22 protein-coding genes are annotated in these 24,905 nt (G+C 40.9%); 13 read left to right on the forward strand and 9 right to left on the reverse strand.

The window, feature by feature from the left end; all coding sequences use genetic code 11:
- Positions 1-33 precede the first annotated feature (33 nt).
- Entirely contained in the window at positions 34-606 is a 573-nt protein-coding gene (gene efpL / locus ACHUE3_RS14605; protein ID WP_394193102.1) for an elongation factor P-like protein EfpL, read from the reverse strand.
- A gap of 192 nt (positions 607-798) precedes the next feature.
- Between efpL and ACHUE3_RS14610 the strand changes: the two genes are divergently transcribed.
- Positions 799-1,185: an MmcQ/YjbR family DNA-binding protein gene (locus ACHUE3_RS14610; RefSeq protein ID WP_394193103.1), complete on the forward strand. Its 387-nt coding sequence runs from the start codon at positions 799-801 to the stop codon at positions 1,183-1,185.
- Positions 1,186-1,315: 130 nt separating this feature from the next.
- On the opposite strand, the gene fadJ is transcribed toward ACHUE3_RS14610, so the two are convergent.
- Both fadJ and fadI read right to left on the reverse strand, forming a co-directional pair.
- On the reverse strand, positions 1,316-3,568 hold the full coding sequence (gene fadJ, locus ACHUE3_RS14615; protein WP_394193104.1) for a fatty acid oxidation complex subunit alpha FadJ: 2,253 nt from the start codon (positions 3,566-3,568) through the stop codon (positions 1,316-1,318).
- A complete protein-coding gene (fadI, locus tag ACHUE3_RS14620) occupies positions 3,568-4,878 on the reverse strand; it encodes an acetyl-CoA C-acyltransferase FadI (protein WP_394193105.1) in 1,311 nt (436 codons plus the stop codon). The genes fadJ and fadI overlap by 1 nt, the downstream gene beginning before the upstream one ends.
- A 286-nt stretch (positions 4,879-5,164) precedes the next feature.
- On the opposite strand from fadI, the gene ACHUE3_RS14625 reads away from it, so the two are divergent.
- From ACHUE3_RS14625 to ACHUE3_RS14665, 9 genes are all read left to right on the forward strand, one after another.
- Complete coding sequence (locus tag ACHUE3_RS14625; RefSeq protein ID WP_394193106.1) at positions 5,165-6,121, forward strand: AAA family ATPase; 957 nt, start codon at positions 5,165-5,167, stop codon at positions 6,119-6,121.
- Positions 6,122-6,124: 3 nt separating this feature from the next.
- Positions 6,125-7,069, forward strand: a complete 945-nt coding sequence (locus ACHUE3_RS14630) for a DUF58 domain-containing protein (RefSeq protein ID WP_394193107.1) — start codon at positions 6,125-6,127, stop codon at positions 7,067-7,069.
- 1 nt (position 7,070) lies between these two features.
- On the forward strand, positions 7,071-7,508 hold the full coding sequence (locus ACHUE3_RS14635; RefSeq protein ID WP_394193108.1) for a DUF4381 domain-containing protein: 438 nt from the start codon (positions 7,071-7,073) through the stop codon (positions 7,506-7,508).
- Entirely contained in the window at positions 7,501-8,484 is a 984-nt protein-coding gene (locus tag ACHUE3_RS14640; protein WP_394193109.1) for a vWA domain-containing protein, read from the forward strand. The genes ACHUE3_RS14635 and ACHUE3_RS14640 overlap by 8 nt, the downstream gene beginning before the upstream one ends.
- Positions 8,484-10,388, forward strand: coding sequence for a vWA domain-containing protein (locus tag ACHUE3_RS14645; RefSeq protein ID WP_394193110.1), 1,905 nt, complete (start codon positions 8,484-8,486; stop codon positions 10,386-10,388). The genes ACHUE3_RS14640 and ACHUE3_RS14645 overlap by 1 nt, the downstream gene beginning before the upstream one ends.
- Entirely contained in the window at positions 10,382-12,019 is a 1,638-nt protein-coding gene (locus tag ACHUE3_RS14650) for a BatD family protein (RefSeq protein WP_394193111.1), read from the forward strand. The genes ACHUE3_RS14645 and ACHUE3_RS14650 overlap by 7 nt, the downstream gene beginning before the upstream one ends.
- Positions 12,020-12,082: 63 nt before the next feature.
- A complete protein-coding gene (locus ACHUE3_RS14655; protein ID WP_394193112.1) occupies positions 12,083-12,640 on the forward strand; it encodes a sigma-70 family RNA polymerase sigma factor in 558 nt (185 codons plus the stop codon).
- Positions 12,640-13,419: a DUF3379 family protein gene (locus ACHUE3_RS14660; protein WP_394193113.1), complete on the forward strand. Its 780-nt coding sequence runs from the start codon at positions 12,640-12,642 to the stop codon at positions 13,417-13,419. The genes ACHUE3_RS14655 and ACHUE3_RS14660 overlap by 1 nt, the downstream gene beginning before the upstream one ends.
- Before the next feature lie 196 nt (positions 13,420-13,615).
- The gene (locus ACHUE3_RS14665; RefSeq protein WP_394193114.1) at positions 13,616-14,455 is read left to right on the forward strand and encodes a Tim44 domain-containing protein; all 840 of its coding nucleotides are present in this window, start codon (positions 13,616-13,618) and stop codon (positions 14,453-14,455) included.
- 280 nt (positions 14,456-14,735) lie between these two features.
- Here ACHUE3_RS14665 and ACHUE3_RS14670 read toward each other — a convergent pair whose 3' ends face one another.
- The 4 genes from ACHUE3_RS14670 to ACHUE3_RS14685 form a co-directional block, all read right to left on the reverse strand.
- On the reverse strand, positions 14,736-15,926 hold the full coding sequence (locus ACHUE3_RS14670) for an amino acid aminotransferase (protein ID WP_394193115.1): 1,191 nt from the start codon (positions 15,924-15,926) through the stop codon (positions 14,736-14,738).
- Between the two features lie 80 nt (positions 15,927-16,006).
- Positions 16,007-16,666: a GAF domain-containing protein gene (locus ACHUE3_RS14675; protein WP_394193116.1), complete on the reverse strand. Its 660-nt coding sequence runs from the start codon at positions 16,664-16,666 to the stop codon at positions 16,007-16,009.
- Between the two features lie 68 nt (positions 16,667-16,734).
- On the reverse strand, positions 16,735-18,381 hold the full coding sequence (locus ACHUE3_RS14680; RefSeq protein ID WP_394193117.1) for an ATP-binding SpoIIE family protein phosphatase: 1,647 nt from the start codon (positions 18,379-18,381) through the stop codon (positions 16,735-16,737).
- The gene (locus tag ACHUE3_RS14685; RefSeq protein WP_394193118.1) at positions 18,381-18,686 is read right to left on the reverse strand and encodes an STAS domain-containing protein; all 306 of its coding nucleotides are present in this window, start codon (positions 18,684-18,686) and stop codon (positions 18,381-18,383) included. Before ACHUE3_RS14685 ends, ACHUE3_RS14680 begins: the two co-directional genes overlap by 1 nt.
- 143 nt (positions 18,687-18,829) lie before the next feature.
- Between ACHUE3_RS14685 and ACHUE3_RS14690 the strand changes: the two genes are divergently transcribed.
- The gene (locus ACHUE3_RS14690; RefSeq protein ID WP_394193119.1) at positions 18,830-19,159 is read left to right on the forward strand and encodes an SUI1 family translation initiation factor; all 330 of its coding nucleotides are present in this window, start codon (positions 18,830-18,832) and stop codon (positions 19,157-19,159) included.
- 82 nt (positions 19,160-19,241) lie between these two features.
- On the opposite strand, the gene ACHUE3_RS14695 is transcribed toward ACHUE3_RS14690, so the two are convergent.
- Positions 19,242-20,324, reverse strand: a complete 1,083-nt coding sequence (locus ACHUE3_RS14695) for an endonuclease/exonuclease/phosphatase family protein (protein ID WP_394193162.1) — start codon at positions 20,322-20,324, stop codon at positions 19,242-19,244.
- Between the two features lie 360 nt (positions 20,325-20,684).
- Between ACHUE3_RS14695 and yghU the strand changes: the two genes are divergently transcribed.
- The gene (gene yghU / locus ACHUE3_RS14700) at positions 20,685-21,521 is read left to right on the forward strand and encodes a glutathione-dependent disulfide-bond oxidoreductase (protein ID WP_394193120.1); all 837 of its coding nucleotides are present in this window, start codon (positions 20,685-20,687) and stop codon (positions 21,519-21,521) included.
- Positions 21,522-21,579: 58 nt separating this feature from the next.
- Positions 21,580-22,878, forward strand: coding sequence for an MFS transporter (locus tag ACHUE3_RS14705; RefSeq protein WP_394193121.1), 1,299 nt, complete (start codon positions 21,580-21,582; stop codon positions 22,876-22,878).
- Positions 22,879-22,943: 65 nt separating this feature from the next.
- Here ACHUE3_RS14705 and ACHUE3_RS14710 read toward each other — a convergent pair whose 3' ends face one another.
- Positions 22,944-24,866 (reverse strand): alpha/beta hydrolase family protein, encoded by a 1,923-nt coding sequence (locus ACHUE3_RS14710; protein WP_394193122.1) that lies wholly within the window; start codon positions 24,864-24,866, stop codon positions 22,944-22,946.
- Positions 24,867-24,905: the final 39 nt, after the last annotated feature.

The following is a 24,905-nucleotide window of genomic DNA, read 5'->3' on the forward strand; positions in this document are numbered from 1 at the left end:
GTCGGCTTTTTAAACATTTATCGAACGGCTAATTTATTTATCAGCACGACCCATAAACTTTTGCTCTGCAGTATTAATACGAATGCGATCGCCCGTAGAAATATGCTCTGGTACTTGAATTGTCAAACCTGTTGATAATTTTGCAGGCTTTGAGCGAGCACTCGCAGACGCGCCCTTAATTGAAGGATCTGTTTCTTCCACAACCAACTCAACGCTTGATGGTAAATCTAAACCTACGGGTGCACCATCAATAACGATAACGTGAACACCTTGAGTTTCTTCATTTACGAATAAAATTTCTTCACTGATTGCGTCTTTATTTAAATTGTACGGTGTGTAGTCTTCGTTATCCATAAACACATACTCGTCACCGTCAATGTAAGAAAACATAGATTCACGACGAATTAAATCTGCCAATTTAAGCATATCGCTATCTTTGAATGTTTCGTCAACTTTACCGCCAGTTACTACATCATACAAACGCATACGATATAAGCTCCCGCCAGCACGTCCCTGAGGCACTGAACGAGTAATATCTTTAACCACTAATACGCGGTTATTGAACTCAATAGCAGTACCCTTTTTAACTTCACTTGCCTTAGGCATTGGTGTATTCCTATAATTTATTAATCCACAGAAACATACCACGAAGTTATTTTTCTGCAACAATAAATACGTCTTAAACCCTTTGCTTTTGTTGTTTATAATAAATTATACCTATTAATCGCTTTTTCATGACTAAACTAAGAAAAAGCTGCTATTGTTAATTTATCTTAAAATGACTTCAAGGACTGGATCATGGATCAACACACAGCACATGAGTATTTAACTAAAAAACCCTTGGTTATGGTTACCCAACCTTTTGGCCAAGAAGTTGACGTATACAAAGTAAATCATAAAATGTTTGCCACATTATCCGTTGGTAATGAAGGACAAACAGATGAAGATGGCAACCCTGTTTGGTGGATGAACTTAAAATGCGACCCGGATGAGGCACAAGCTTTACGTGATATTTTTCCTTCAGTGATACCTGGCTACCATATGAATAAACGGTTATGGAATACTGTTATTCTTGATGGTTCAATTCCAAAGGGTGAAATTGAACGAATGATAGACAATTCTTTTGATCTGGTTGTTTCTAATATGCCAGAAAAAGACCGAAAAGCTATCGAAGTCCACCTGTAAAAACGAGTATTGTGCTGAGTGTAAACCTCAGTGCAATTTTCTATTTTGATATGTCGTCTCAATCACCTCATCTGTATTTTAAACATAAAAAAACGCACCTCAGGTGCGTTTTTTCTTTAGATAAATAACCCTAAGACGTTTTTTCGTCTTTTGGCTTTTCGTCTGTTTCTACCTCTTCAGTCTTAGGTGTTTCAGCCATTTCAACGTCTTCAACAACCACTTCTTCAACTGCTGTATCTTCCGTTACGTTTTGCTCTTCATTTACTGAGGTCGCAGGCTTAATCTGATAAAAACTCGCGCCTTTATCTGTCATATCAACCAATGTATCACATGGTGTGAATACAGGGTTGTAGTTAGCAAACGTCGCCATTTCTGAGCTCACTTTACTCGCGCCCAGTTTATCCATGTAACTGAATGGGCCGCCTAAGAATGGTGGGAAGCCAATACCAAAAATAGCACCAATGTCGCCGTCACGAGGGCTTGCAATAATGCCATCATCTAAACAACGCACTGCTTCATTAAGCATTTGGGCTACACAACGCTTTGCGATTTCGCTTTTATTTAAGCGCGGCGATGGGCTTACACCTAATAACTCGTAAATTGACTCATCCACTTTTTTGGCTTTTTTATCGTAGATATAAAAACCACGGCCTGTTTTACGGCCTAAACGTTTTGCATCAATTAAACGGCTAAATGCATCAGGGGCTTTAAAACGTTCACCCAATTCTTTTTCAAGAATTGGGGCTATTTTAGAGCCGATATCAATACCCACTTCATCCAATAACGCCAACGGCCCAACAGGGAAACCAAACTCAACAAGTGCAGCATCAATTTTATCAATTGGCTCACCCGCTAGCAGTAAATTAGCTGCTTCGTTTACATAAGGCGCTAAAATACGGTTTACATAAAACCCTGCCATGTCTTTAACAACAATCGGTGTTTTACCTTGCTTACGGGCAAAGTTTACTACTCGAGCAATGGTTTCTTCTGACGTACCTTCATGTGGGATTATCTCTACCAATGGCATTTTTTCAACTGGTGAGAAATAATGTAAGCCAATCACATTTTCAGGACGCGCTGCTTGTGCTGCTATTTGTGAAATAGGTAGCGACGACGTGTTACTGGCAAAAATAGTGTTGTCTTGGCACTCACGCTCTACATCAGCGACCATACCTTGCTTTAAACTTAAATCTTCAAATACCGCTTCAATAACAATATCAATATGCTTAAAACCACTGTAATTGGTCGTACTGGTTATTTTGCTCATGGTTTGCTGTAAATCAGCTTTAGATAAAATACGGCGCTTTTGCTTTTTATCTAAAATTTTGTAGCTATAGTTCATGGCATTACTAATGCCCTGCTCTGCTACATCTTTAATACGTACTGGCACACCCGCTTTTACAGCACTCACATGGGTAATGCCCGCGCCCATTAAACCACCGCCTAATACAGCGGCTTTTTCAATGGCTGGGGCATCATCGTTGCGCCACTCTTTTTTCATTTCAGTAGTCGCAAAAAAGATCCCACGCAGTGATTTTGACTCATCACTCATTACCAAGGTAGCAAAACCTTCGGCTTCTGTTTTGTAGGCTTTTAATTCATCAAGCTCAACACTTGCACGCACCGCTTTGATGATTGCCAACGGTGCTGGGTAATGGCCGCCAGTTTTCTTCAGTACGTTTTCTTGGGCTTTCTTAAAGATGATATTACGGCCAAATGGGTTTGACTCAAGCAATTGGCTAATACGGTCAAGCTTTGGTTTTGGCGCTTTTGCTTTGCCTTTTAAAGCAAATTCTTTCGCCACACGTAGTAAAACTGTCTGTGGTACACAGTCATCAGCTAAACCCGCTTTTTTAGCTTGTTTAGCGCGAACCTGCTTACCAGTTAGCATCCACTCAAGCGCTTTTTGCAGGCCAACTAATTTTGGTAAACGTTGTGTGCCACCGCCACCTGGTAATAAACCAAGTTGTACTTCAGGCAGGCCTAATTTAGTAATATCGCTGTTTGAACACACACGATAATCACACGCTAGGGCAAACTCTAAACCACCACCTAATGCCGCACCATGTATAGCACTGACCGTTGGGAAGGGTAGCTTTTTCATATCAAAAAAGGCGCGATGGCACAGCTCGCTGATTGCCAGTGCATCTTCGCGTTTTTCAACGTTATCGAGCATTTTTACATCAGCACCGGCAATAAAGTTATCGCTTTTACCGCTGATAAATACCATACCTTTTACTGCTTGTTGCTTCGCATCATCAAGCAATGCTTTTAAATCATCGGCAAAGGTATCGCGCAGGGTGTTCATTTTTTCACCCGGCACATCAATAGTAACAACGGCTAAGCCGTCTTCAATTTCTAAACTAAATACTGAATCTGTCATTACGCACTCTCCAATACAAAGGCTGCACCTAAACCACCCGCCGCACAGGCTGTAGTTAGGGCTAAACCACCGCCACGGCGGTTAAGTTCGTGTAAGCTTTGAGTGATAAGTCGTGCGCCGGTTGCTGCAAATGGGTGCCCATATGCAAGCGATCCGCCCATCACGTTAAACTTATCCATGTTAATTTCACCAATGGCTTTACTGCGGCCAAGTTTTTCTTGCGCAAACTTGTCTGAGGCAAACATTTTCATGTTAGCGAGTGTTTGCGCTGCAAATGCTTCATGCATTTCAATTAAATCAAGGTCTGCCAGTGTAATACCCGCTCTATCAAGGGCGATAGGTGTTGAATGGGCTGGTCCCATTAGCATGTCTTCATGCACACCAATAGCTGAAAAAGCAAAGCTACGTACATAACCCAAGATATTGTAGCCTAACGCTTTTGCTTTGCTTTCGCTCATCATCAATACAGCTGCTGCACCATCGGTTAATGGTGTAGAGTTTGCTGCGGTTACTGAACCGTGTTGACGGTCAAATGCTGGTTTTAATTTAGCATAACCTTCAACTGTTGAGTTGTGGCGAATATTGTTGTCTTGTTCGATAAAGCTTTTATACGGTGGCAAATGCGCTGTCATTACTTCGTCAGCTAATTTACCCTCAGCCCATGATTGGCTGGCAAGGCTATGTGAACGATGCGCCAACGCATCCTGATCAGCACGGCTAATATTATGGGTTTTCGCCATTTGCTCAGCAGTTTGGCCCATTGAAAGGCCCGTTGAGTATTCGGCTACCGCTGGCGGTACTGGCATTAAATCTTTTAAACGCAGTTTTGAGAATATTTTTAAGCGCTGGCTGAAAGTACGTGCTTTGTTTAAATCAACTAAGCTGCCAGCTAGTTTTTTGCTAACCCCAATCGGTAATACTGATGAAGAATCAGCACCACCAGCAACACCAACTTGTACAGAGCCTGCCATAATTGACTCAGCAACATTCGCAATAGCCTGAAAACTAGTCGCACAAGCACGTGATACTGAATAAGCATCAACAGATACCGGCATACCAGTACCTAATACAATTTCGCGGGCAATGTTTGGCGCTTCAGGCATTTGAACAACCTGGCCAAATACAAGTTGATCAATTTCTGACTTATCAAAATTTAATCGCTCTAGCATTTCATTAACTACTAGCTTACCCATATCCAAAGCTGGAACGTGGTGAAATGCAGTTGCTTGTTTTGCGAACGGTGTACGTAAGCCACTAACGATGGCGATACGATCGCCCTTTGCTGTTTTAAGTATGTTTTGCTCAGACATTTATGCTCTCCCGCTGACAGGTCTGACCTGTTTATTTTCCTCGATTCTAAACAACCCGTGTACTAAAGCCAATAGAGAATTTGAAAATAGTATAATTAGTTACCAACCATAGGCTTTTTTTGAGCTGTTTACAAAATTATCCTTTATTTATATGTTAGGGTAAAAATCGTTAAAAAATAACGAACTATTTTGAAAATGACAGTCTAACACTTGGGTTATGACATCCTAGCCCATATTACTTATTAAGCTTTTTTAAACCCGTGCTAACGAGGATACTCTTTTTATTATGGCCGCTAACGCTTTTTCACAACTAAAAACTTACTTAGATAGCCAAATTATTGGTCAGCCAGAATTAACTCAAGCATTGCTAATTGCCATTTTAGCCGATGGCCACCTATTAGTAGAGGGCCCACCAGGATTGGCAAAAACGCGTGCCGTTAATGCATTAGCAAAAGGTGTTGAAGGCTCATTTCAACGCGTACAATTTACCCCAGACTTATTGCCAGCCGATGTAACCGGTACCGATATTTATCGTCAACAAACCAGTGAGTTTGTGTTCGAGAAAGGCCCATTGTTTCATAACCTAATATTAGCTGACGAAATAAACCGTGCACCAGCAAAAGTACAATCAGCATTATTAGAAGCCATGGCTGAACGCCAAGTTACCGTAGGCAAAAATACCTACCCACTATCTGATTTGTTTATGGTGATGGCAACACAAAACCCGCTAGAGCAAGAAGGCACATACCCGTTGCCAGAAGCCCAACTAGATCGCTTTTTATTACACTTAAGCATTAACTACCCTGGAGCTGAGCATGAGCGTGATATTTTACGTCTTACCCGTGGTGAGGCATTAAGCGAACACCAAGTGCCAGCACAACAAATAAGCCAAGCTGATTTATTTGCCGCCCGTAAAGAAATTTTAGGGCTATACCTTGCTGAGCCCCTTGAGCAATATTTAGTACAATTAATTATTGCGACCCGTGAAGGTGCGCAGCTTGATGAACAACTAGGGCGCTGGATTGAATATGGCGCAAGCCCACGTGCAACAATTGCTCTTGATAAATGTGCGCGCGCACATGCTTGGCTGCATAGCCGTGACTTTGTAGCACCTGATGATATTCAAGCTGTATTACATAATGTATTACGTCACCGTATTATTTTAAGTTATGAAGCTCAAGCTGATGGCGTAACAAAAGATCAAGTGATCAGCCGTATTTTAGAACTCGTTGCCGTACCCTAAATTATGCAAAGTGAATTAGATAATCAAAACTGGCTCAAAACCAGCCATAGCCATGGCGTAAATTTAGCGCTAAAAGAGCTAATGTATTACAAAGCGAAGGCTCGGCTGTTAGAGCTTGCACCAAAAGTAAAAATTAAGAACAGCCTAGCGGGGCAATACCTTGCACCGCATAAAGGCCGCGGTATGGAATTTGCCGAGGTACGCCATTATCAACAAGGTGATGATATTCGCTCAATTGATTGGCGAGTTACGGCACGTACTGGCGAAACCCACACTAAGCTGTTTCAAGAAGAAAAAGAGCGACCGGTATTTGTTTTTACTGATTTTTCTAACTCAATGCTGTTTGGCTCAAAGTTATTATTAAAATCAATACAAGCTGCGCATATTAGTGCGTTAGTTGCGTGGTCAGCTTGCCAACGTGGCGACCGTATTGGCGGCATTGTGTTTAATCAGCACGGGCATCTAGAGCTAAAACCTAGCGCCCGTGAAAAAGCAGTATTAAAGCTATGTCATAACCTATGTGATAGCCACCAACAAGCACTTACTCATATTGATCAACCAGCAAAAAGTAACTTTAGCGATAATTTAAAACGTCTTAACCATTTAGCAAAACCCGGCAGCCTAGTTTATTTAATTTCAGATTTTAGCGCATTAGACGATGCCAGCTTTAAGCAACTTGAAATACTGAGTCGCCATTGTGAGCTGATTGGTTGCCACATTAGCGATCCGTTTGAACATCAACTTCCAGCATTTAAACAAACAGTAACAGTAAGTGCCAATGGCAGCGAATTTGCGTTGCCATTAATGGACAAAGGCTTTCGCGATAGCTTTGCAAAAACAGCTGAGCTGGCCTTTACAACACGAATGGATAGACTGACTAAGTCAGGCTTAAATTTAATATCATTTGATGCAGCCTCCCCACTCGAGCTGCAATTAGTGAGAAAGTAATATGCAAGCATCTCCTTTAGATGGCCTTCACGATGTCATTGTGCCAGACCAAGTTGCTTGGTGGCCACTCGCCCCTATTTGGTGGGTTATTATCGCAGTTACAGTAGTAGCCGCTATTTTATTAGTAATAAAGTTATACCGTAACAGCCAGTTTAAAAAAGCAAAACGTTACGCCATTGCACAAAGTGATACTATGTCAAACGACAGTGCGGCGTTACATATACTGATAAAACGCCTTGTTTTACATTATTACAGTGCTGAACATGCAAGTTCATCAACCAAAAACTGGTGTAAGACATTAAATAAACTCACCGAACAGCAATTTAGTGAACAAGAAATATTGACTTTATATCAAGCAAATACTGCACAGCCTGAATTAGCAGTGAAATTAAAAGCGGGTATTAAACAGTTTAAGCTAAAGGAGTCGCTAAATGTTTGAGTTTACTTTGCCATGGCTGTTCCTTTTGTTACCACTGCCTTTTTTAATTCGATTTTTACAACCTGCTACAGATGAGTCTCAGGCTCGATTGCGTATACCTGGTTTTGCAAAACATAACTTAACAAGCCAAGGAGCTGTAAAGCATGCCCGTGGTATTAGCCTTACTGAATGGCTGATTTGGGCACTTTTAGTCTGCGCCGTTGCAAATCCAACATGGCTTGATGATCCAATCACCTTGCCGAATGAAGGGCGTGACATTATGCTCGCGGTGGATTTGTCAGGCTCAATGAAAGAGCAAGATATGGCTTACCAAGGTCAATATGTAGACCGCTTAACCATGGTTAAAGCTGTATTAAGTGAGTTTATAGAGCAACGACAAGGTGATAGATTAGGGCTTATTTTATTTGGTGATACCGCCTTTTTACAAACCCCTCTTACGCGAGATGTTAAAACCGTGAGCCAAATGCTATCCGAGGCGCAAATTGGTTTAGTTGGTCGCGCAACGGCCATTGGTGATGCGTTAGGTCTATCTGTTAAACGCTTTGCTAATAAAGACGAAAGTAACCGAATTGTTGTACTACTGACCGACGGCCAAAACACCGCCGGGAACTTAGACCCTGACGAAGCACTGCTACTAGCACGCGAAGAAGGGATAAAAGTCTACACCATTGGCGTTGGCTCCGATAATCCCCGTGGCTTTAGTTTATTTAATATGGGAAGCAGTGGTAGCAGCTTAGATGAGGGTTTACTTACACGCATTGCAGAGCAGACTGGTGGATTGTACTTTCGTGCCAAAGATGTGGCAGGCCTGCAACAAATTTACCAAGAGCTCGATAAACTCGAGCCCATTAGCGCTGATGAACAAACTTTTAGACCACAGAATTCACTCTTTTATATACCATTATTAGTCGCGTTATTGATTATCAGCCTTCGCATTATGCTGATCACTGGCCGCGCTTTTAGGCAGGAGGTCTAATGGACTTTGAATTTATTCGCCCCACTGTTTTATGGCTACTAATTCCTGTTGCTGCAATCTTTATGGTGGCATTAATTAAACATAAAAAAACTGGCCAAGGTGAGTTAATAGCTCCTCACCTAGCTCAGTTTGTGATGAACAAAAAAAACCAAACCACAGAGCAGCCTATGTGGTTCGTTGCGCTATTTTGTATTTTAGCTGTGATTTTCAGCGCAGGGCCAAGCTTTGAAGAAAAGCAGGTGCCTGTATTTCAAAGTAAAAACGCCCGCGTGATTGTGATGGATATGTCGTTATCTATGTACAGTACCGACATTACTCCTAATAGGCTTGTTCAAGCGCGTTTTAAGGCCCTTGATATGGTGGAATTATTTAAAGAAGGTGACACGGCACTCGTCGCTTATGCAGGCACTGCTTACACTATTTCACCACTTACCAATGACGCAACCACCCTTGAAAATCTAATCCCGAGTCTAAGCCCTGATATCATGCCTGATAAAGGTTCAAACGTGCTGGCAGGCTTAGATGAAGCAAAAGAGTTATTGACCCAAGCAGGTTATTTAGAAGGCGATATCATTTTAATAACCGATGGTATTGAGCAAAATGAGCAATCTGACATTAATCAATTTACCGCAGCTAATCGCTATCGGTTAAACGTTTACGGTGTCGGCACAGAGCAAGGCGCGCCAATAAAGTTACCTGAAGGTGGCTTTATTAAAGACAACTATGGGCAGATTGTTGTCCCTACGCTTAACGTTGCTCGGTTGTCTAGTATTGCTAATAATAGCGGCGGTAAGTTCGCGCTTTATCAACCAAGCGATCGTGATATTTCAGTATTTGCTCCCAGTGCTAATACTGAAACCCTAAAAGATGAGAAACAAAGCAAAGCGCTTTGGCGAATCGATGCGGGCATTTATGGGCTTGTTATGTTGCTACCCATGATGCTTTGGATATTCAGAAAGAGTGCTCTGGTAGGCGTATTTGCATTGCTCAGTTTTCTGCCAACAGACACCGTATATGCCGTTGAGCTTCCCAGCTTATTTAAAAACCAAGACCAACGTGCATTAGAAGCCTATCAGCAAGGCGAATACGAACAAGCAGCAACCGCTGCTGATTCAAACCAACTTAAAGGGGCTGCATTGTATCAGCAAGGTAACTTTGAGGGCGCATTAGGCGCATTTAGCCAAGATAGCAGCGCAACAGGCCTATATAACTATGGTAATGCTTTGGCTAAAGCAGGCAAATTAGATGAAGCGGTTGAAGCCTATAAACAAGCGCAAGTATTACAACCCGATTTTGCCAAGGCGAAAGAAAATCAAGCTTTAGTAGAGCAGTTAAAAAACCAGCAACAACAAAACCAAGATTCACAGGATGGTGATCAAGGCGATAATCAACAGCAGCAAAACGAGCAAGGTCAAGATCAGCAAAATCAAGACGAATCACAGCAAGGTGAACAATCCAAGCAAGATTCACAATCACAACAAAACGATAAACAAGGCGAGCAATCTGACGAGCAAGATAAGTCAAAAGACGGTGAACCTTCTGCTGGGCAAAGTGATGAGCAAAATAAACCTGACATGCAAGCCGAGCCTGAGCAAGCACAGCAAAGTGAATCAAATGATTCACAACAAACACCTAATGAAGAGCAGCCTGAACAAAATGAGCAAGCTCAACCGCAACTGAGCCCAGAGCAACAAAAACAGGCTGAAGAAGCTGCAAAGCAACAGGCAATGCAGGCCCAAAGCGCTCAGCTGACAAACGAAGAAAAAGAAAAAGCCCAGCAACTAAACCAATTGCTGCGTAAAGTACCCGACGATCCTGCTATTTTGTTACGTAACAAAATGCAATTAGAAGCACAAAAACGAAACTATCAACGTCGTCCACAAGGAGTCGAAAAATCATGGTAATGCGATTATTTTGCTGTTTATTGCTTATCAGCGCTATGCCCCTGTGGGCTATGACCCAACTACAAGCCAGTGTTGATAAAAACCCTGTTCTAGCAGGTGAATTTTTTATGCTCACGATCAGTGCTGATGACACAATAAAGAACGATCAGCCCGACACTTCAGCGCTGCTAAAAGACTTCGTTGTTGGCCCAATGAGCGTGAGTACACGAACAAATATTGTTAATGGCAGTATCTCAAAGCAAACTAATTGGTCTGTTAAGCTTATGACCCGTGATGCTGGCAATTACACGATCCCTTCGTTTAATGTCGCAGGGATCAACTCCCAGCCTATCGCATTAAAAGTAGCCGAGCGAAGTAAAGAAACTGAACAAAACAATGATATTTTTATAAAGTCATCAATTTCATCAGATTCTTTGTTTGTGCAAGAAGCTGGTTTATATACCGTTAAACTCTACCTTGCGAAAGAATTACTCGATGGTAATTTAACTGCGCCAAGCATGCCAGACGCACAGTTAAGTCAAATAGGTAAACAGCAAGAAGAATATGAGTTGGTTGATGGTAAGCGCTATTTGGTAATTACTCGAGAGTACTTAGTTCAACCCCAAAAAAGTGGTGTTTACACGATAGATGCACCGGTTTTTCAAGGTCGTATCCGTCAAAACTATCGCCAGTTAGAAGTCTCAGCGATGGGTGACAGTACCACGGTTGAGATTAAGCCTATTCCAAGTGACTACCAAGGTGCCTGGTTACCAAGTGAATTAGTTAATTTAGATGAACAATGGCAGCCTGATAGCGATACTGTTGAAGTCGGCACTCCAATCACACGCACTTTAACACTTACCGCACTGGGTATAACTAAAGAGCAGCTCCCTGATATTGAACTGGCCGAAGTGCAAGGGATACGTAGCTACCCAGATGAAAAAGAAAACAATCACCTCGTACGTGATGGCCGTGTTATTTCCCAACAAACAGCATCTTATGCATTGTTGCCGCAAACACCGGGCACCTATACTTTGCCTGAAGTTAGCGTACCTTGGTATAACACTAAAATTAAGCGGATTAGTTACGCAACTTTACCTGCACGCACAATTACTGTTACAGCAAGCAACCATTCGCCTACTGCAGTTCCTGCAATACCACAACAAACTGAGAGCACAGCACAGTTAAACGAAAAACCAACCAATGTCAGCACAGTTACAGTGAGTTCGACTCCACTATGGCTAATCATTGTTTGTGTTATTGGTTACTTGCTGTGGCTAATCACATTGTTACTTTGGTGGCGTAACAAAACCGCTCACAAACCAGCTACACTCCCGCAGCATGTATCAACAGTGGCAGCTCCTTCACTGAGTGAGTTAAAAACCAAGAGCAAAGACAATGATCTATCTGCGTTTCATCAGGCACTTAATCGATACGCTATAAAGGTGACAAAGCAACCAAATAACGCTATTGATGCTTTAATTCATCAAGTAAATGATCAGCAACTTAGTGAGCAAATTGCTAAACTAAGAGCAGCGCTCTATAGTTCAAATAATGAAACAGTTGACCTAAGTGTGATAATCAAAGCGTTAGAGCTACATACTCACTCAGCAAAAAATAACCAAAAAAATATCTTAAAAGGACTTTATTAGTATACTCAACAGCTTGCATAGTAAATATGCAAGCTAACTATCCCTTAATTTAAAAAAGTAATTATGCCGGGAAATAATAATTCTAAAAGTCAGGTCTTAGTTGATATGACAGAGAAAAAAGCACGCTATGAAAAACTTGTTCACGTTTATCATAGCGAATTATATCGCTTTGCCTACTGGTTATGTCGCGACCCTAATATTGCTGAAGACCTTGTTCAAGAAACGTTTTTACGTGCTTGGCGTGCGCTTGACTCATTATTAGATCAAAAAGCAGCTAAGCCATGGCTATTAACGATTTTACGTCGAGAGAATGCACGACGTTTTGAACGAAAACAATTTGATTACAGCGATGTAGAAAACGATACGCTGGTCGATGAAAAAAGCGTAACGCTAGATGATGAAGTAGAACAAACAATCGTTCAACGTCAAATAGCTAAGCTACCTGATGAATATAAAGAGCCATTACTTCTTCAAGTGGTAATGGGCTGCTCAGGAGAAGAAATAGCTAATATATTAGATTTAAATAAAAACACGGTTATGACTCGCCTCTTCCGTGCCAGAAACCAACTGAAAGAGGCATTAAGCCGTGATGATGAACAACTTAAAGGGGCATCAAAATAATGGATGATCTCGAGTTTCGTCGCCGAGTAATCGCACAACCTCATAACGAGGATCAGGATATTGCTGATTTTGCAAAACAAGATCCTGAACATCAACAGTTCATCGAGCAAATGCAAGAACTTGATGATTCATTAACTCAAGCATTGGATATTCCTGTGCCTGAAGGACTTGCTGATCGTATTTTAGCTAATACGCCTGAGTATAATGATGAGCACAGCGCGCCTGACAACGTAACCCACGAAAATGTAGCCGCTGCAGATAATGTTATTAACGCACAATCACGGTTTAAACTTGGTGGTGCTCCACTGGCTATGGCGGCATCATTATTTGTTGCTATTGGTGCCTTCTTCTTTACCAGTAACGAACATAACGTCGCGTATGGTGCAGGAGAACATGCACTGACACACATATACCATGAAATTGGCTCATTAGAAAAAAGTACCGAAATAAGCTTGCAAACAGTAAACGAAAAGTTTGCTGAGCTTGGTGGAAAACTAGATGAGTTACCCGGTAAAGTGACTTACTTAATGTTTTGTGACTTCAAAGGACAACGTGGTTTACACTTAGTATTTGAGTCAGAGCACGGGCCAATGACGGTATTTATTGTGCCTTCACGTGAGCAACCCTTTGGTATTGGCGAAAATGATTTTAGTGATCAACGCTTCGCTGGTCGCATCGATCGTGGCCCTGATGCCGATACAATTTTAGTAGCCAGCCTGGGTGCGCCTGTTGACCAATATACAAACCGCGTGAATAATGCCATCCGTTGGTTACATTAAGTAACCTTACACCCAACTTCATCTGCTACTGCCGCTTTTGTTAAAGTAGCAGTAGCGCATTTATCACTCTACAAATGTATTAAATATCAACAAACGCACGCTATCCGTTTAATTTATATACCGTTTCTTCTTGTACCTATTTATCCAATCAATGAACTGATTTAGAATCTGCTTTCTAAATTTTTTGAGGATATTCATGAAAAACCTGATTGTTATTTTGTCTTTACTGACACTGTTATTTACTACAAGCTTTGATGTAGAAGCACGTAAAAAGTTTGGTAGTAAAAAACGTGGTAAAACCCCAGAAACTCAACAAACAGCACAAAAACAACAAACCGATACTAAGACAATTGCCCCCGCCACAAAACCTAAATCAAACAAAAAAGGGATCATGGCCGGTATTTTTGGTGGGTTATTAGCGGGCGGTTTGATTGCCGCGATGCTAGGCGGTGACTTTGAAGGTATGCAACTATTTGAAATGTTATTACTTGCAGCGATTGCGTTTATTATTTTTAAAATAGTAATAGGTTTTATACGCCGTAAAAATTCTCCGACTCTGGCTCATGCTCACGCAGGGCAAAATGCTCCACAAATGAAGCAAAACACGGCTGCTCAAGTCAGCTCAACAGGCTTTGCCCAAACAAACAATGTACCATTTAACCTTCCACCTAACTTTGACACTAGTGGCTTTCTTCAAGGTGCTCGTAACCATTACCACACCCTACAAACAGCATGGAACAATGCTGACTTTAGCACAATGGCTGAATACCTAAGTCCAGAGCTTGTTGAAGAGTTTAAAGCTGAACGTGAAGCGATTGAGAGCGTAGCAACAGAAGTTATGTTTATTGATGCAGAGCTCGTACGCGCTTACACTGACGCACAAAAGTGGCAAGTAAGTGTTCGCTTTAAAGGTAAGTATCGTGATTTAGGCGATAAAGAAGAGCATGCAATTTTAGAGATTTGGCATTTAGAGCGGGCAACTAGCGATGATTCACCTTGGTTGATTGTAGGTGTTGAAGATTTAATCGACGCATAATTTATTATACCCAAACACTATCTAGAGGCAGAATTCAGCATTTCACAGGGGCTGAATATCAAAGCGTTACTTTGCAAGCATGGCAGTCCCTTTGAAGAAGGAACAACGATGGGACTAAGTCTTTGTGAAACGCTCTACGGGTTGGTTTAAAAGCGATTTATACTGCGTTATTGATTTTAATTCCAACGACACTCGCATCTTGAGGTCGCTTGGGTATAGATAAAAAAACCGCACTTCATATTATGAAGTGCGGTTTTTTTATTGTATTACCTACATGGTATTACTTACAAACGTCAGCCACAGCGTTAGCAAAGTAGTCAATATTTGCTTGGCTAATGCCTGCAACGTTAACACGGCTAGAGCCAACGATATAAATACCATACTCTTTTTGTAAGCGGTCTATTTGCTCTTTATTAATACCTAAGAATGAGAACATACCATTCTGACGGTCAATAAATGAGAAGTCTTGTGCAATATCTTTTGCCGCTAAGCTGTCTTTGATCAACGTACGAAGACCATTAATGCGGTTACGCATTTCATCTAGCTCGCTGTGCCACTCTTGAATAAGCTCAGTGCTACCTAAGATAGTATTAACAATGTCTGCACCGTGCGCTGGCGGCATTGAGTAAATGCTACGAACAACACTTAGCATAACTGAGTTTGAGATATCAGCAGATTTGCTATCTTTAGCGATAATTGAACATGCGCCAATACGCTCACGGTATAAACCAAAGTTTTTAGAACATGAAGAACAGATAATCAACTCATCTACTGCATCAGCCAAAATACGTAAGCCATTTGCATCTTGCTCAAGACTTGCACCAAAACCTTGGTATGCAATATCAACAAGTGGCGTAAAGCCTACTTCTTTCGCAAGTTCTGCAACAGCTTTCCATTGCGCTTCGTTTAAGTCCATACCACTTGGGTTATGACAGCAAGCATGCACAAGTACCACATCACCTTTTGGTACTTGCTTAAGCGTATCCATCATTTCATTAAACAGTAAGTCTTTATTTTCGTAATCGTAGTAAGGGTATTCTTTTACAGTCAAACCTGCAGCTTCAAATAAACTAATATGATTAGCCCAAGTAGGGTTAGTAACCCAAATAGTTGCTTCAGGGTTACAACGTGCAACAAATTCAGCAGCAACACGTAATGCACCGGTTCCACCTGGCGCTTGCGCTGTACGTACGCGATTTGCAAGTAGTGCTTGGTGCTCGCCTAATAAAAGGCTTTCCATTTTTTGGCAGTAATCTAAGTTGCCAGCCAAACCAATGTACGATTTACTCGTCTCATTTTCTAAACGAAATGCTTCTGCTTTTTTGACGGCCGTTAATACTGGTGTATTACCTTGCTCGTCTTTATAAACACCAACCCCTAAGTCAATCTTATTTGGGTTAGTATCTTGCTTATAGGCCGCCATAAGGCCAAGAATAGGATCTGTTGGTAATGGTTTTAGTACTGAGAACATTGACTATCTCTTATCGTTATTTAGGGGTTAGCTGTTGCACTTAGCTTAACATAAAAGGTCACTAGAATGACTAGTGTTATTTACACTAAAAAGTGAGGAATTTTAATACAGCATGCAATTAATAGTGCTAGTGTTTGCTCAGTGAAAAAATCATTGTTAAACGCTTCACCATCGACAATCCCTACACAATTATTTTGCGCGTCAAAAAGCGGTAAACAGGCTTCTGATTTCACTTTAGGATCACATGTGTAATATTCACCACCGCTAGCTAAAAACTGTTCAACGTTATTTATCACCCGCCCTTTACTACTCATAGCAACTTGCACATTATTACTACCACTGGCAAATTGCTCTGTTAACGGAAAAAGTGGCCGGCTGGGCGCGCCAAAATAAGCAAGTTTAAGTAATTGCGCTCCCTCTTCGGTTTGAGTATTTTGATATATTCCGAACCAGTCAACACCCGTTTTCTCAACCACGTAATCAACTATGCCTTGTAACTGGGCCAGTCTTTGCTCAGTTTGAGTATCTTCAGCTAGATAATCGGTTAGCTTAAATGGTTCATCCTGTAGGTGACCAAATAAACTACATGCCCCACCTTCGCCAAGTTCAGGTATTTGATACTGCCAGCGAACGGCAGGAGGTTGGCTAGTAACCAAAAAGTCTTCTAGCTTTGCAAGCTCCAAAGACACTAACTGTTGCGGCACATTAAGTTGTGCATGAGATAAATAAGAAGAAACCATCTAGCCGTCCAAACATCCAAATAAAGCAAAATAGTAACATGCCGTTTATTTGTAGGCCAGCTTTGTACCTAAGTTAGTTTATAACACATTTCTATTTGGTTTCCGGAGGCGTTATAAGTCACCTGCTCTGCTATTTCTTCTAGTAAAGAAATACCACGACCATGTTCTCTCGATAAGCTCAATCCGTCGTCAGAAGTACTTTTATGGCCATTTCCCGAATCACAAATAGTAAAATAAAGACATAAGCTTTTCGGGCAATAGCGCATATCTACGATGATCATCGCACCTTGCAAACTGTTTAGAGCTGCTTCGCGTTGTTGGTAAAACTCTAAAAAGCCATCTTCTTGGTTTTTTATATCAGAATCTAAGCCGAGTAATCCATGATCAACCGCATTATTGTAGGCCTCAGACAAAAGCAAAAAAATATCTGAGCGATGTGCTCTCAAGCCGCTTATTCGAGTTAATACATCTACGATTTCAAGAACCGGATCAGTGTTTTTTATTTGCGTCGAATTCAGACTTAACGACATGTTAAATGGAAGCGGTGAATAACTTTCTTGCTCGCCTTCTTGTTGAGGTACTTGCAGACAATTAAATAACACAATACTTAAATCATCTTGTTGCTTTTCACCTTGCGCAAAATGAGTGACATGGTGAATAATGTCATCGCAAGAAATACACGGTTTCTCGGCCAGTAAGTCTATAAAGCGCTGCTCACCAAAATACTCTTCTTGATCATTTGTTGTTTCAATAATTCCATCTGTGGCTAATACAACTCTCATCGTGCTGTCTACTTCAAAATGAATGAGCTCACGTTCAAACTCATACGTTTCTAAGATACCCAGCGCCATATGTTGTGACTCTAAGGTTTTAAGCACTTTACCTTGTTGATTTATCACATAGGCATCAGGTAACCCACCCAACCAAGCAGAAACACTTTTCCCAGAGCTGCTAAGTTCAATAATAGTGGCGGCACAAAACATATTACCTGGCAGCAATTTAACCAATAATGTATTTATCTCATTAGCTATATCGCTGACCACCATCCCTTTATTAACCATAGTGTAAAACACTTTAGAGGTTGGCAAAGCTCCAACAGCAGCCGCGAGCCCATGCCCGGTAAAGTCTCCCAACATACAATACAAGCTACCAATTGGACTTTGCGCAACTAAGAACACATCCCCATTAAACATAGAAGCAGGCGATAAATGAAAATCGATGTTATCGGGAAAGTCATGTTGGTTTTCAAGCGCATTATTAAAAATGTGCTCAACTATATCGTGTTCACGCTCTGTTTGATTATTGTGGTATTCCAATAATCTATTTTGTTTTTGTGCTTCAAGGCTGAGCTGGCGAGTTCTACTGTGGGCTTTTATTTTTGCTGTTAAAGTTGTTTTATCAAAAGGTTTATGAATGAAGTCATCACCGCCGACTGCCAAACAACGCTCAAAGCTTTTTTTATCATCTAAAGAAGTAATGAATATTATAGGAAGGTATACATCTTTGCTGCGCTGCTTTATTTTGGGGGCTGTTTCGTAGCCATCCATTTCTGGCATGATTACATCTAATAGCACGATATCAACTGGGCTACTATCGAGCACCTCAAGTGCTTCAATACCATTACAAGCTGTTACTACATCATAATGTTGTTGCTCAAGCATGATCTTGAGCAAATCCCGATTAAGCTTTTGATCATCAACAACGAGGATGCGCATTAGTCAATATCAAACTTTTTATCAAACCGTGATATTTGTAATATTTTCTTTAATTGTGGTTGGCAGTTACTAATACGGATTGAGTCTACAGAACTACCCAATGTTTTTTTCATATTCAATAGCATACCTAAAGCCGAACTATCCATATAATCTGTTTCGCGTAAATCAATCACCACTTTAGCGGTGCTATTACCAATGTCAGCATAGGCTTGGCGAAACAATTGCACTAAATTAAAATCGAATTTACCTTTTATTTGAATTGTTAATATTTTTCCGTCACTCGATAGTGCTTTACTTAAACTCATTGTTTACTCCATATTGAAAACGTAATCCGTTCTAATTGTTAATATAAACCTATACGTCCATATACGCCAAAAATAAAAGCAGGTTAGCTGAAATTTGTTATCATACACGTCATAGATGTCTATTTTTTCATAACAGGTTTAGCATGAGTGATAACAATCTCGTTTATTCAACAGAAACAGGTCGTATTAACCAACCTAAAGAAAGTAAAGAAATTGCCTCTAAGGTATTTAAAGACGGTGCTTTACGTATCGAGCGTCAAACCAAAGGCCGTAAAGGCAAAGGCGTTATGCTCGTGGTTGGTATTGATAATGAACAACATGACCTTAAAAAGTTAGCGAAAACCATCAAAAGTAAAATGGGTCAAGGCGGTGCTGTCAAAGATGGTGTGATTGAAGTGCAAGGTGATGACCGTGAAAAACTAAAAGCCATTTTAGAAGCCTTAAAGTTTAAGGTCAAAATCGCTGGAGGCTAGGGTTTAAAGGCGCTCAATTAAGGTTTTATAAAATAAAGAGAACGTCTCTACTAAACCATGGGCGCCATTAATGTCATTCCAACTAGCTTCTTAGAGCAAAAGTAACCATCACAACAGCATGATCAGTGCTTTGATCATCAATATCGAAATCTGGATTTATTAAATGCCTATCGTATGTATTGTATGCTGCGACGTCATAAAAACTATCATCGTAGCTTGCATCAAATTCGCATGATAATAAAACATAATCGAGCACCGAGCTGTTTGCGCCAAAATAGTGTGTGGGTGTGCGTGTTGGTTGCGATTCATCAACCCTAGAATCACCTACTTGAACTAAAGCATTATTAGTCAAAGAGTTAACATACAAATCCCATGCATCATAAAGACAGTATTTTGCAAGAAAAGCTTTTGAGTCAATGACTGATGCAAACCGTAAACTGTTAGTCAGTAAATTACTCAACACGCCATCAGTAAGGCTATTATTAAAATCCCCCATTAAAATAACTGGATTTTGTGAACTCTCCCGTCGAGTGATTATTTCTGACATTAACAATGTAGCTTCGCTGCCACGTTGCACCGTTGCTCCCCAGCCTCCTACAATTTGTGCACGTAAATGCTCAATAATACGTTTTTCTGGCGTAACATCATTATTCTCTGCAATGTCGATGGTTGAACGTTTCGATTTTAAATGAACCACATAGCAATCAGTTTCACCTAAGTGTGGTAAATCAATGGTTGCACGAAGCACTTTACGGCTGTATTTAAAATCAGCATTTAAGCCCAATGTAGGTAAAAGTGCATCGTCATATTGCACGCCACACGTCTGGATAATAGGGTAACGGGAGGCAATGGCAACAACCGGCCGTTTATAAATAAAATCATCAATTATCTGCGGTTCATCCACTGTAGCAAAATAGGTATAACCCGCTTCGTATAAAAGGGTTTTGAGTGATTCAATACTAAACACCTCTTGAAAACCAATTACATCAGGTTGGTATTGCTTTAAATAATCAGTAATCCAACATTGTTTTTTAGCCCATTGCTGTGCAGTATAAATTCGCTCAAACTCATAAAAAGCATTAGGTGGCTCAAGGTAATTAAATAAATTGAACGTTGCCACTTTCAGCTGGTTGTGAGTAATATCACTTGATACATCTTCGCTGATTTGCACAGATACACTGCCCCGTTGTATTAAATTACAACGGATAATAAACGCCTACTAGTTGAAAAATCAAAATTTAATTCTAAATGGACAACATCAAAGTGCAATACTGATTTATTACAGTCGTAACCTGAATACTCAAGACGAAGTTTTTGCATCTTAATAACATGTATTTACGTGACAACAGCTTGTTTTACTCATGTTAATCCGATGTAGATTAAATAACTTTGTTATCTAAACTTAAAGCTAAATCATGTGCTGGTTACTTTAACTCTGCTTTATTTGGTCAAGTTGATCATTTAGGATAAGTAACGCGTAATAGAACTAATACCTAAAATTTATTAGCAACGATTAAGGATTCTTATGAGTGATAACGAATATACCCCGCCTCAAGTATGGCAATGGGATGCAAACAATGGTGGCGAGTGGGCTAAAACAAACCGCCCGGTTGCTGGCGCAACTCACCAGCAAGATTTACCCATAGGTGAACACCCTTTGCAACTATACTCGTTAGCCACTCCTAACGGCCAAAAAGTAACAATAATGCTCGAAGAACTTCTAGAGCGTGGCTTTAATGAGGCTGAGTACGACGCTTATTTAATAAAGATAGGTGATGGTGATCAATTCTCATCTGGCTTCGTCAGCGCTAACCCTAACTCTAAAATACCAGCATTGATGGACCACAGTACCTCTCCTGTTACGCGCGTTTTTGAGTCAGGTGCAATTTTACAATACTTAGCTGAAAAGTTTGATGTGCTTGTACCTCACGACCACACGAGTAAAACAGAATGTCGCAACTGGTTATTTTGGCAAATGGGATCTGCACCGTATTTAGGGGGTGGGTTCGGTCACTTCTATGCGTATGCACCTTATAAAATGCAATACCCAATTGACCGCTTTACAATGGAAGTGAAGCGCCAACTAGATGTGCTAAATCGTCACTTAAGCGATCACGACTACATGGCAGGCAGTGAATACTCAATTGCGGATATTGCTATCTGGCCTTGGTATGGCAACTTAGTATTAGGTAATTTATACGATGCAGCCGAATTTTTAGAGGTTGAGTCATATACTCACGTACTTCGCTGGGCTAAACAAATAGAGCGCCGCCCAGCAGTAAAACGAGGCATTCGCGTAAACCGTACTTGGGGCCCTGATGAAAACCAGCTTGCAGAGCGCCACAGTAAAGATGATTTTTAAAATCATCTTTACTGCTAAATCGCCCTATTCATTTCATATTGCGTAAATAAAATTTTGTATGAAAAAGCTCAGTAAAGAAGAAGTTTACCAAAGACTCAGTAACACCGAAGACGCCAGAGCATGTAAAGCCATTGACGAAAATGCCTGTAAAGTTGTACCTGGCAACTTTATTACACTCTTGGTCAGTCAGTTGTTTAGTAAGTTTGCTGACGCTTTACTCAACCCTAAAGTCACGCTGCCTTGGCTATTACAAAGTTTAAATGTACCTAGCAGCTTTATCGCTTGGCTTGTGCCAATAAGAGAATCTGGCTCCATGCTGCCGCAACTTGCCATTGCCAACTTAATTAGGCAATGCAAAGTCAGAAAGTGGGTCTGGGTTGCTGGTGCACTTGTTCAAGCGCTTTGTATTGTTGCTATGCTCATCAGTGCTTTAACCTTAACTGGGAATGCTGCAGGATACGCAATTATTGCCTGCCTTATAGTATTTAGCCTTGCTCGTGGCTTTAATTCAATTGCCTCTAAAGATGTACTCGGTAAGGTGATCCCAAAACAGCAAAGAGGCAATATAAGTGGCCTTGCAGCCAGTTTTGCAGGCTTTGCGACTCTTACTTTTGGCCTTGGCTTATGGTATTTACAAACTTTAGGGTTTGAAAATGGCGTGTACATTGCCCTTATGCTCGCTGTTGTTATGTGGTTATTTGCCGCGCTATCGTATAGTCAAATTAAAGAGTATGCAGGTGCAACTGAAGGCGCTAAAAATGGGTTAGTACATGCTTTATCTAAATTAACAATATTGTATGAAGATAAACAATTTGCTCATTTTGTTTTTACTCGCGCATTGCTGCTTTGCTCAGCTTTGAGCGCGCCCTTTTATATCGTACTGGCCAGCGAACAAGCATTCGACTTTTCATTGCTTGCCACTTTTATGGCTTTATCGGGGCTTGCAAGCCTAGTTTCGGCACCTATTTGGGGAAGGCTAAGTGACTTATCCAGTCAACGGGTGTTGGTGTTTGCTGCCCTTTTAGTCACGTTAAACGGATTTTTAGTGTACGCCATCGCTCATTTTAGCCCATCGATGTTAGATGAGTTTTGGCTATTACCCCTGTGTTACTTTTTCCTGACGGTTGCTCATCAAGGTGTCAGGCTTGGCCGTAAAACTTACTTGGTTGATATGGCACAAGGTAACAAACGTACCGACTATGTTGCTGTAAGCAATACGGTGATCGGGCTAGTGTTATTAATCTTGGGTAGCGTAGGCCTGCTCAATGCTTATTTATCAACCGCTGAACTAATTTTATTCTACAGCCTGCTTGGTTTAGCAGGGGCCATTAGTGCCTGGCGCTTACCGAATGCCTAGAACTAATAATAAAGCCATGCTGAATTAGCTTACTAATGAAAAAGGCGACCGAGGTCGCCTTTATGCTAATTTTTTAAGTGTTTATCAAAAAAATCTAGAAACGCCTGCAATGTTTTAATTCGGTAAGGCTGGTGTGACAAATAGTGATCGCCATCTTCAAGTTCAATGTAGGTCACGTCTTTCCCTTCATCACTGAGCTCGTCTTCCATTTCACGGCTATGATACACAGAAACGATGTTGTCATCTGAGCCATGCAACAATAGCACTGGGCGATTTATCTGTTTTGCAAAATTAACAGGGGAATATCTTTCCAGCTCATCATCGTCGGTACCAAATTGCTTGCGCACAATTTCTTTATTAGTGAAATAGCGTGCTTTTGAAACAAGGTATTCCAAATCTGTGACACCCGCAAAACTTGCTGCGCATTTAAATGTTTCAGGGTGCTTAACGACTGCCATCAATGCTGCATAACCACCATAACTTGCGCCACCGATACAAATTTTGTCTTTATCAGCAATCCCTTCGTCTACCAACCAAAGCGCGGCATCTTGAAGGTCGTCTTGCATTTCTTTACCAAATCCTTGCACTGAGGCCATCATAAAGTCATGCCCATAACCACTTGAGCCTCTAAAATTAGGTTGCAACACAGCATATCCATTGTAAGTTAACAGTGCTGTCCAGTAATCAAACCCGGCATAATCACGCGCCATAGGCCCACCATGCGGAAACACGATGGTCGGCAACTTATCTCCCGCTTTATAACCCACAGGTAAGCTTAAGTAGCCCTCAATCGTCAATCCATCTCTGGCTTTGTAACTAATGTGTTTTTTATCAGTGTAAACAGTGCTATCAATATCTGGATAGGCATTGGCAAATACCACCAGCTCGCCACTATCGCGGTTACCTAACATGTAAGTGCCGGCACTTTCATCACCAGTTAAGTAAATGACATATTGGCGCTGATCATGACTGGTATCGATAATATCCAAATCAAATTTTTCGCTGGGTAACACTGAGCGAAGAGAGCTGTGCAGTTTATTTAAGTCTTCATCCCAATAGCGTACACCATCCTCAAGTTGAGAATGGGTAAATCCAGCCACATTATTCGTCAGTGACGAATAGAAAATAGAGCCATCAAAGTCGTAATTATCATCACTAAAAATTAACTCTTTTTTATTGGTGGTTAAATCCATTTTATACAAAGCGTCACGGCCATCTTTCAGCGCAGTGTAATAAATAACGTTAGGGTTTTTATCAAACCCTAAAATACTCACACTCTCTTTACTAAATGCGCTAAAACTAAATAACGTTTTACGCTTTGCTCTGTTTTCGGTATATAAAATATATTCAAATTGATCTTCATCCATTTTCATTGCAATGCGCACATTGCCTTGTCTATCAGCAATCCAGCTGGTTACTTGGCTTCGAGCGCGCTGCACTTTTTTCTTGCGGAAGGTATTTAAATTAAGCTCATACACCGCAGGCGTGTTTGCTATATCGTAATCACCCTGAACTAAAATAGTGTCTTTTCGTTCGGGTAAAAAACTAATTACTTGATCGCCAAACTGAGGCTGGCGCTCATCACGATTAGAGTTAGGCTTTATAGCAAGCCTTACGTTTTCTTTCTCTTTTATATTGTAGGCATACATGCGTGTAGAAGAGTACTTTGGCCCGCCAAACTCACGCTTTATGTAACGCGCTCCTAGTAATAAAACCTCATCGTTAGCCCAAGTGTACCAATCAAAGAAAATAGTGTGATTATCAGAGCGAATGATTGTTTTGAAATCTTTCTTTTTACGGTCATAAACCATTAACACCAATTCACCATTGACGTTACGAACAAAAGCAAGGTTTTCGCCATTGGGGGAAAGCTTCAATTGGCTAAAGGCTTTGAGCGATGCAAACGACTCAACAGGCAATGCTGTTTTTTGGCCAGCTAACGCTATAAAGCTTAGTAGTAATAACAAAGCAGGAAGTACAAACTTCATAGAAAGTCCATTTAAATTATCGTTGTAACAGCAACTTTA

Source organism: Pseudoalteromonas atlantica, from assembly GCF_043641955.1.
Taxonomy (GTDB): domain Bacteria; phylum Pseudomonadota; class Gammaproteobacteria; order Enterobacterales; family Alteromonadaceae; genus Pseudoalteromonas; species Pseudoalteromonas atlantica_A.

What these genes read in the sequence shown, in the direction of transcription:
- efpL (WP_394193102.1), bottom strand. Translation starts at nt 606, where the DNA reads ATGCCTAAGGCAAGTGAAGTTAAAAAGGGTACTGCTATTGAGTTCAAT.
- ACHUE3_RS14610 (WP_394193103.1), top strand. Translation starts at nt 799, where the DNA reads ATGGATCAACACACAGCACATGAGTATTTAACTAAAAAACCCTTGGTT.
- fadJ (WP_394193104.1), bottom strand. Translation starts at nt 3,568, where the DNA reads ATGACAGATTCAGTATTTAGTTTAGAAATTGAAGACGGCTTAGCCGTT.
- fadI (WP_394193105.1), bottom strand. Translation starts at nt 4,878, where the DNA reads ATGTCTGAGCAAAACATACTTAAAACAGCAAAGGGCGATCGTATCGCC.
- ACHUE3_RS14625 (WP_394193106.1), top strand. Translation starts at nt 5,165, where the DNA reads ATGGCCGCTAACGCTTTTTCACAACTAAAAACTTACTTAGATAGCCAA.
- ACHUE3_RS14630 (WP_394193107.1), top strand. Translation starts at nt 6,125, where the DNA reads ATGCAAAGTGAATTAGATAATCAAAACTGGCTCAAAACCAGCCATAGC.
- ACHUE3_RS14635 (WP_394193108.1), top strand. Translation starts at nt 7,071, where the DNA reads ATGCAAGCATCTCCTTTAGATGGCCTTCACGATGTCATTGTGCCAGAC.
- ACHUE3_RS14640 (WP_394193109.1), top strand. Translation starts at nt 7,501, where the DNA reads ATGTTTGAGTTTACTTTGCCATGGCTGTTCCTTTTGTTACCACTGCCT.
- ACHUE3_RS14645 (WP_394193110.1), top strand. Translation starts at nt 8,484, where the DNA reads ATGGACTTTGAATTTATTCGCCCCACTGTTTTATGGCTACTAATTCCT.
- ACHUE3_RS14650 (WP_394193111.1), top strand. Translation starts at nt 10,382, where the DNA reads ATGGTAATGCGATTATTTTGCTGTTTATTGCTTATCAGCGCTATGCCC.
- ACHUE3_RS14655 (WP_394193112.1), top strand. Translation starts at nt 12,083, where the DNA reads ATGCCGGGAAATAATAATTCTAAAAGTCAGGTCTTAGTTGATATGACA.
- ACHUE3_RS14660 (WP_394193113.1), top strand. Translation starts at nt 12,640, where the DNA reads ATGGATGATCTCGAGTTTCGTCGCCGAGTAATCGCACAACCTCATAAC.
- ACHUE3_RS14665 (WP_394193114.1), top strand. Translation starts at nt 13,616, where the DNA reads ATGAAAAACCTGATTGTTATTTTGTCTTTACTGACACTGTTATTTACT.
- ACHUE3_RS14670 (WP_394193115.1), bottom strand. Translation starts at nt 15,926, where the DNA reads ATGTTCTCAGTACTAAAACCATTACCAACAGATCCTATTCTTGGCCTT.
- ACHUE3_RS14675 (WP_394193116.1), bottom strand. Translation starts at nt 16,666, where the DNA reads ATGGTTTCTTCTTATTTATCTCATGCACAACTTAATGTGCCGCAACAG.
- ACHUE3_RS14680 (WP_394193117.1), bottom strand. Translation starts at nt 18,381, where the DNA reads ATGCGCATCCTCGTTGTTGATGATCAAAAGCTTAATCGGGATTTGCTC.
- ACHUE3_RS14685 (WP_394193118.1), bottom strand. Translation starts at nt 18,686, where the DNA reads ATGAGTTTAAGTAAAGCACTATCGAGTGACGGAAAAATATTAACAATT.
- ACHUE3_RS14690 (WP_394193119.1), top strand. Translation starts at nt 18,830, where the DNA reads ATGAGTGATAACAATCTCGTTTATTCAACAGAAACAGGTCGTATTAAC.
- yghU (WP_394193120.1), top strand. Translation starts at nt 20,685, where the DNA reads ATGAGTGATAACGAATATACCCCGCCTCAAGTATGGCAATGGGATGCA.
- ACHUE3_RS14705 (WP_394193121.1), top strand. Translation starts at nt 21,580, where the DNA reads ATGAAAAAGCTCAGTAAAGAAGAAGTTTACCAAAGACTCAGTAACACC.
- ACHUE3_RS14710 (WP_394193122.1), bottom strand. Translation starts at nt 24,866, where the DNA reads ATGAAGTTTGTACTTCCTGCTTTGTTATTACTACTAAGCTTTATAGCG.